Source organism: Brevundimonas sp., from assembly GCF_031082345.1.
Lineage (GTDB): Bacteria > Pseudomonadota > Alphaproteobacteria > Caulobacterales > Caulobacteraceae > Brevundimonas.
The window spans coordinates 1-7,083 of sequence record NZ_JAVHLH010000150.1 but is presented as its reverse complement, the minus strand read 5'-3'; the positions used below and the strand labels follow the sequence as shown (position 1 = coordinate 7,083).

General features: G+C 69.3%; 5 protein-coding genes. 2 read left to right on the top strand and 3 right to left on the bottom strand.

Going from position 1 to position 7,083, the window contains the following annotated elements; all coding sequences use genetic code 11:
• The 3 genes from RDU12_RS10320 to RDU12_RS10310 all read right to left on the bottom strand — a co-directional run.
• The coding region (locus tag RDU12_RS10320) for an outer membrane beta-barrel protein (protein ID WP_308684567.1) at window positions 1–600 on the bottom strand (600 nt) is incomplete at its 3' end.
• Between the two features lie 212 nt (window positions 601–812).
• Window positions 813–1,658, bottom strand: coding sequence for a tetratricopeptide repeat protein (locus tag RDU12_RS10315; RefSeq protein ID WP_308684566.1), 846 nt, complete (start codon window positions 1,656–1,658; stop codon window positions 813–815).
• A gap of 4 nt (window positions 1,659–1,662) precedes the next feature.
• Window positions 1,663–3,279 (bottom strand): serine hydrolase, encoded by a 1,617-nt coding sequence (locus RDU12_RS10310; protein ID WP_308684565.1) that lies wholly within the window; start codon window positions 3,277–3,279, stop codon window positions 1,663–1,665.
• 169 nt (window positions 3,280–3,448) lie between these two features.
• Between RDU12_RS10310 and clpB the strand changes: the two genes are divergently transcribed.
• Together clpB and RDU12_RS10300 are read left to right on the top strand one after the other, a co-directional pair.
• Entirely contained in the window at window positions 3,449–6,037 is a 2,589-nt protein-coding gene (gene clpB, locus RDU12_RS10305; RefSeq protein ID WP_300291293.1) for an ATP-dependent chaperone ClpB, read from the top strand.
• A 623-nt stretch (window positions 6,038–6,660) separates the two neighbouring features.
• Window positions 6,661–7,002, top strand: a complete 342-nt coding sequence (locus tag RDU12_RS10300; RefSeq protein WP_300291289.1) for a GIY-YIG nuclease family protein — start codon at window positions 6,661–6,663, stop codon at window positions 7,000–7,002.
• Window positions 7,003–7,083 lie beyond the last annotated feature (81 nt).

Below are 7,083 nucleotides of genomic sequence, written 5' to 3'. Positions count from 1 at the left end.
CGAGACGATGTGGGCCGATGTGTCGGCGTCGATCGAGGCGCCGGGTTCGCTGATGTCGAAGCTCGGCAGGGCGACGTAGCGGTAGCCGATGTCCCAGCTCAGGGTTTCCGACGTCGGAATGACCACGCCGGCCTTGACCTGCCAGGCGATGCCCATGTCGTCTTCGGACTCGCCGGCCAGGCGGAATTTGGAGCTGCCGGCGCCGACGCCCGCGCCGACGTAGGGGCTGAGCGAGCCAGCCTGGAAGGTGTAAACGCCGTTGACCATCACCGCATAGGACTCGAGGTGGGCGTCGAGCGGCGTGCCGAGGGCCGCGTCCGCGTCGTCGGTGTCGATGTCGCTGGTCAGCAGCAGGAGCTCGCCTTCCAAGGCGAAGCCGCCGTCCATGCCGAGGCCGCCGACGATGCTGCCGAAGGTGCCGGTTTCGAGATCGGCTTCGCCCGCGAAGCTGTCCGGACCGTAGGTGGCTTCCAGGTCGACTTCACCCGACAGGCTCGCGCCGAGATTGAACTGGACGTAGTTGTTGGAGGCGTCCTGGGCCAGGGCGGGCGTGGCGAGAGCGCCGGCGGCCAGCGCCGCCAACACGAGAGTGGTCTTCATTGCAATGGTTACTTTCAGAGAGACGCCCCCCGTTTGAGGCGTGGCGGGAACATGGTCAGAATCCCCTGCAAGTCGAGGGGTTTACCTCACCATTTTCCGCGCTGTTACGTTCCGGCCACAGTCACGCTTGCCGCGGCCGGCCCGGAGCGTCCGGGGCCGCAAAATGGCCGTCTTTAAGCGAACCTCGGTATCGATTTCGCCGCAGGGGATTTCTACCCTGCCGTGCAGGTGATCGGCTCTTGATACAGCGCCGTCGCCGGCTCCAGCCGACGGGCTTCGGCCAGCGCCGCCTCCGCCTCCTCGCAGCGCCCGGCGCCGGCCAGGGCGGCGGCGAGACTGTGGCGCGTCGGCGCCGATTCCGGCGCGCTCTGCACGGCCTTCTCGCAGTAGGGCAGCCCCTCGGCCGGACGCCCGACCCGCACCAGAATGTAGCAATGGTTGTTCAGATAGCCGGCGTTGGTGGGATCGGCCTTCAGCGCCGTCTGGCTTGCCGCCAGGGCGCCGTCGGTATCGCCCAGCCGGTCCAACACCACCGCCAGATCGGCGTAGCCCTCGGCGCCCTTGACCGGAAGGGCGCGGTAGGCGCCGAAGGCCGCCTCGAAGTCCGGATCGCGGCCGGTCTTGAGGATGGGCAGCACCACCTGAAGCACGCCGCGCTGGATGTCCTCGGTGAGCGGCGGCGACCGCCTCCGCGCCGCCTCATAGGCCGGGTCGCCGGACAGGATCCGCCAGGCGATCCTCGCATCCGCGGTCGCGTCCTTGTCGCGACCGACCCGCCGGTAGGTTTCCGCCCTGTAGGTGTGCAGGACGACGTTGGAGAAGAGCGCCTCGTCATCGTCCGCCGCCGCGTCATACAGCCGCTCGGCGGCGCCGTAGTCGCGGTTCAGATAGGCCTCGGCCGCCTGGTTCAGCCGCGCCCACCGCTGCTCCGGCGACCCCTCCGGCAGGGCCTCGGCGCAGGCGGCCCAGTCGGGCGCCTGGCTCGGGGCCGGATCGCAGACGGCCGGAACCTCCTGCGGGGCGGCGGTCAGGGCGAGGGCGAGGACCAGGGCGATCATCGGCTCAGACCCGGGTCAGCCGCAGGTCGTGGAAGTCGTAGCTGAAGTCGGCGTCCGGCGAGACCGCCTTCATCGTCGCCGTCGCCGGCGCGCCGTTCTCCAGCTTGAAGCTGACCAGCACATCCTCCTCGCGCCGGTCGGGGAAGCGGGTGCGCAGGGTGTCGCCGTCATAGGCCTCCAGCGGCCCCTGCAGCGACGGCGTGCGGCTGAAGGCCAGCCACAGGCCGCCGTCGCGCGGCTCGATGACGATGTCCCCGTACCACGGGTCGCGCCACGTCCCGGCATAGGCCGCCAGCGGCAGGGACGGGGCCGCCCCGGCCGCCTGTTTGGCGTCGATCTCCGCCGCCGCCGCGATCGACTTGGCGTCGCCCTCGGCCTTCAGCCGCACGCTGTCGGCGATCCAGTCGAAGTCGGTCTTGCCCATGACGATGTCAGCGATGCCGCTGCGCAGCGCCCGGGTCAGCATCCCCTCCTCGGCGTTGGTGAAATAGCTGAAACCAGCGTCGCGGCCCGGGATCAGCACCGTGCCCGAGATATAGCCCGGCGCCCCGCCGCCGTGGGTGATGAAGCGCTCGCCGCGATAGTCCATCACCTGCCAGCCCATGGCGTAGGTCGCCGCGATGGCCCGTCCGGGCAGGTCCGGCGTCGGCCCGGCCGAGTTGGAGACGATGATGTTGGGCCGCCACATCTCGTTGCCGCGCGCCTCGGAATACAGCCGCGTCCCGTCGGGCAGTTCGCCGCGCTTCAGCTGCACCGCGATCCATTTGGCCCAGTCGACCGGATTGGTGACGAAGCCGCCCGCAGCCCCCGCCGACGACCAGTTCCACACCTCCTGGATCGACTGGCCGATGGTCCGCATCGGCCCCTGGTAGCGCAGCGGCGGTCCGATCCGGCCGTGCGGCAGGGCCGAGGTCGCCGGGTCCGCCGCCGTCATCAGCGGCAGGGTCTCGCTCATGCCGAGCTTGTCGAGGATGCGCGTCTGCACGAACGCCTCCCACGGCATGCCCGAGGCCGCCGCGATCACCTCGCCGGCGACCACGAACATCAGGTTGCAGTAGTGGTACGAGTTGCGGAACTGGTCCTCGATCGGCACGTGCGGCACGGCCGCCATGATCTCGGCCCGGGTCCGGTCGCTGTTGGGCCAGAACAGCAGGTCGCCGGCCCCGAGGCCGAAGCCGATCCGGTGGCTGATCAGGTCGCGCACCGTGACCATGTCGTTCAGCTCGGGCTTCGACAGCGAGAACTCCGGCAGATAGGTCCGCACCGGCGCGTCCCACTTGACCTTGCCCTCGTCGACCAGGATGGCCAGGGCCGCCGCCGTCACCGCCTTGGTGTTCGAGGCGATGGCGAAATGGGTGTGCTCGTCGATCGCCGCCCCGCCGGTCGACCGCACGCCATAGCCGCGCGTCAGCACCGCCTCGCCGTTCTTGACCACCGCCACCGACACCGCCGGCTGGTCCGGGAAGGCCGCCATGACCTTCTTCACATAGGCGTCGACCGCCTCGGCCAGCGCCTCGCCCGCCGGCGCCGGACCAGTCTGGGCCCAGGACAGCGAGGGCAGGGCGAACCCGGCCGCGGCGGATGACGCCAGCGCCGCGCGGCGCGTGAGGCGGATGGACATGCAGAGGCTCCCGACAGACTTGGACCGCAACGCTAGCCCGACCCGCGCCGACCCGTCCACTCACCCCTTGTGTGACCCGATCGCCACACCCAGATTTGCGGCAGCTCAAGGCGTCGCTTCCCGAAAGGACGCCCATGGGCGCACACTCCGCCTGATCAGGGGACACGCCGTGAATCTCGACCTCTACTCCGACCGCGCCAAACAGGCCGTCCAGTCCGCCCAGTCGCTGGCCCTGGCCCGCCGCCACCAGCAGTTCGCGCCCGAGCACCTGCTCAAGGTGCTGCTGGAAGAGCGCGACGGCCTCGCCCGCAATCTGATCACCGCCGCCGGCGGCGACGCCGCCAAGGCCGAAACCGCCACCGAAACCGCCCTCAGCAAGCGCGCCCAGGTCTCCGGCGGCTCGGGCCAGCTCTATCTGGACGGCGACACCGCCCGCGTCTTCGCCGCCGCCGAGGCCGCCTCCAAGAAGGCCGGCGACGCCTTCGTCACCACCGAACGCCTGCTCAGCGCCATCGCCCGCGAGGGCGGGGTCGCCGCCACCGTCCTGTCCTCCGTCGGCGCCACGCCCGACAAGCTGGACGCCGCCATCGTCGAGATCCGCAAGGGCGCCACCGCCGACTCGGCCTCGGCCGAGGACGCCTACGACGCCCTCAAACGCTACGCCCGCGACCTGACCCTGGCCGCCCGCGACGGCAAGATCGACCCGGTCATCGGCCGCGACGAGGAGATCCGCCGCACCATCCAGGTCCTCGCCCGCCGCACCAAGAACAACCCCGTCCTGATCGGCGAGCCCGGCGTCGGCAAGACCGCCATCGTCGAGGGCCTCGCCCTGCGCATCGTCAACGGCGACGTGCCCGAGAGCCTCAAGGACAAGAAGGTCATGGCCCTCGACATGGGCTCGCTGATCGCCGGCGCCAAATACCGCGGCGAGTTCGAGGAGCGGCTCAAGGCCGTGCTGGCCGAGGTCACGGCCGCCGAGGGCCAGATCATCCTGTTCATCGACGAGATGCACACCCTGGTCGGGGCCGGCAAGGGCGACGGGGCCATGGACGCCTCCAACCTGCTCAAGCCGGCGCTGGCCCGCGGCGAGTTGCACTGCGTCGGCGCCACCACCCTCGACGAATACCGCAAGCACGTCGAAAAGGACGCCGCCCTCGCCCGCCGCTTCCAGCCGGTCTTCGTCGAGGAGCCCAGCGTCGAGGACACCGTCTCGATCCTCCGTGGACTGAAAGAGAAGTACGAGGTCCACCACGGCGTGCGCATCGCCGACGGCGCCATCGTCGCCGCCGCCACCCTGTCGAACCGCTACATCACCGACCGCTTCCTGCCCGACAAGGCCATCGACCTGATCGACGAGGCCGCGTCGCGCGTGCGCATGGCCGTCGACTCCAAGCCCGAGGCCCTCGACGAGATCGACCGTCGCGCCGTCCAGCTCAAGATCGAGCGCGAGGCCCTGAAGAAGGAGACCGACAAGGCCTCTGTCGCCCGGCTCGAAAAGCTCGAGGACGAGATCGCCGAGCTCGACGCCCAGTCCGACGACCTCACCGCCCGCTGGAAGGCCGAGAAGGAGAAGGTCGGCGCCGGGGCCCAGCTGCGCGAAACCCTCGACCGCCTGCGCGCCGAACTGGCCAGCGCCCAGCGCGCCGGCGACCTCGGCCGCGCCTCCGAGATCGCCTACGGCCAGATCCCGCAGATCGAAAAACAACTCGACGAGGCCGAGCAGAACGAGGCCGACAAGTCCGGCCCCCTGACCCCCGAGGTCGTCGACGCCGAACAGATCGCCCAGGTCGTCTCCCGCTGGACCGGCGTCCCGGTCGACAAGATGCTGGAGGGCGAGCGCGAGAAGCTGCTCTCGATGGAGGAGGCCCTCGCCCGCCGCGTGGTCGGCCAGGACGAGGCCCTCGCCGCCGTGGCCGACGCCGTCCGCCGCGCCCGCGCCGGCCTCAACGACCCCAACCGCCCGCTGGGCAGCTTCCTCTTCCTCGGCCCCACCGGCGTCGGCAAGACCGAGCTGACCAAGGCCCTGGCCGAATTCCTGTTCGACGACGAGGCCGCCATCACCCGGATGGACATGTCGGAGTACATGGAGAAGCACAGCGTCAGCCGCCTGATCGGCGCCCCTCCCGGCTATGTCGGCTATGACGAGGGCGGCGCCCTGACCGAGGCGGTGCGTCGCCGTCCCTATCAGGTCGTGCTGTTCGACGAGGTCGAAAAGGCCCACCCCGACGTCTTCAACGTCCTGCTCCAGGTGCTGGACGACGGCCGCCTGACCGACGGCCAGGGCCGGGTGATCGATTTCAAGAACACCCTGATCATCATGACCAGCAACCTCGGCTCCGAGGCCCTGGCCGGCCAGTCCGAAGGCGACGACGTCGAGTCCGTCCGCCCCTACGTCATGGACCAGGTCCGCGCCCATTTCCGCCCCGAGTTCCTCAACCGCATCGACGAGATCATCCTGTTCCGCCGGCTGGGGAGAGCCCAGATGGCCGGCATCGTCCGCATCCAGCTGGGCCGGTTCGAGAAGCTGCTGGCCGACCGGCGCCTGACCCTCGCCCTCGACGACACCGCCGCCGCCTGGCTCGCCGACAAGGGCTACGACCCGGTCTACGGGGCGCGGCCTTTGAAACGCGTCATCCAGAAGGAACTGGTCGACCCGATCGCGCGCAAACTGCTGGCGGGCGAGATCGAGGACGGGTCGGTGATCGCCGTGTCAGCGGGCGAGGGCGGGCTGGAGATCGGGAAGGCGCGGGTGCATTGAGTTCGGTCCAGTTCTACTTCGATACTAACCCGAAGTGGATTGAGTCAGTGCGCGCTTGGGCGTCTTCCGACCCACGGATAGATCGCGTCTGGATATTGGCTCAAAGGCTACTGGGCTGCGATCTTTGAAGGAGAATGTCCCGCCACTCCCTGACTTGGATATCGGATACGTACTTTCTGGCGAGGACGAGGGCGAACGGCTTGGCTATGCAATCTGCAAAACCAGCCAATGGCGCTCACGGCTGTCCAAAGCCATTCCGGTCCCAGTGGATCTTCAGTTCGCCGAGCCGGATCACGACCAACGAGTCTGGCCTGCGATCCGCGAGCATGGCGTTCTTATCTATCAGCAGGCGTAGACCCCCCCCTTTCGTCATCCCGGGGCGAGCGGCGGAGCCGCGCAGACCCCGGGACCCAGCGGCGCGCGGGAGCGCGACCCTGTCGGGAGCGCCGCGGCTGAACCAGCCTGCCTGAACAGATCGCCTTCGGCGCCGCTGGGTCCCGGGGTTCGCTTCGCGCCCCCGGGATGACGAAAGGAAAAAGAACCGCAGCGCGAACCCGCCGCCCGTCCTTCCGCTCCGGGTGCAGTTCATCGACGCCCGCCCCCGCCGGACCTACCCTTGCCGCATGGCCACCCACCGAACCTTCATCGCCACCTACATGATGGCCAGCCGGCGCAACGGCGCGATCTACACGGGCATGACCGCCCACCTCACGGCGCGTGTCTGGAAGCACCGCAACGGCGTCTTCGACGGCTTCAGCAAGCGATACGGCTGCACCCGGCTGGTCTGGTACCAACCGTTCGCGTGGGTGACGTCGGCGATCCGCCGCGAGAAGCAGATCAAGGAGTGGAAGCGCGACTGGAAATTAAAGCTGATAGAGGACGCCAACCCCGACTGGCTGGATCTCGCCGCCGACTGGTATCCGGAAAATGACCCTGACTGGACGCCGCCGGAAGAGAACGACTGACTTTTCTTTCGTCATCCCGGGGCAAGCGGCGCAGCCGCGCGGACCCCGGGACCCAGGGTCGCGCTCTCGCGCGCCGCTGGG

What these genes read in the sequence shown, in the direction of transcription:
- RDU12_RS10300 (WP_300291289.1), top strand. Translation starts at nt 6,661, where the DNA reads ATGGCCACCCACCGAACCTTCATCGCCACCTACATGATGGCCAGCCGG.
- RDU12_RS10310 (WP_308684565.1), bottom strand. Translation starts at nt 3,279, where the DNA reads ATGTCCATCCGCCTCACGCGCCGCGCGGCGCTGGCGTCATCCGCCGCG.
- RDU12_RS10315 (WP_308684566.1), bottom strand. Translation starts at nt 1,658, where the DNA reads ATGATCGCCCTGGTCCTCGCCCTCGCCCTGACCGCCGCCCCGCAGGAG.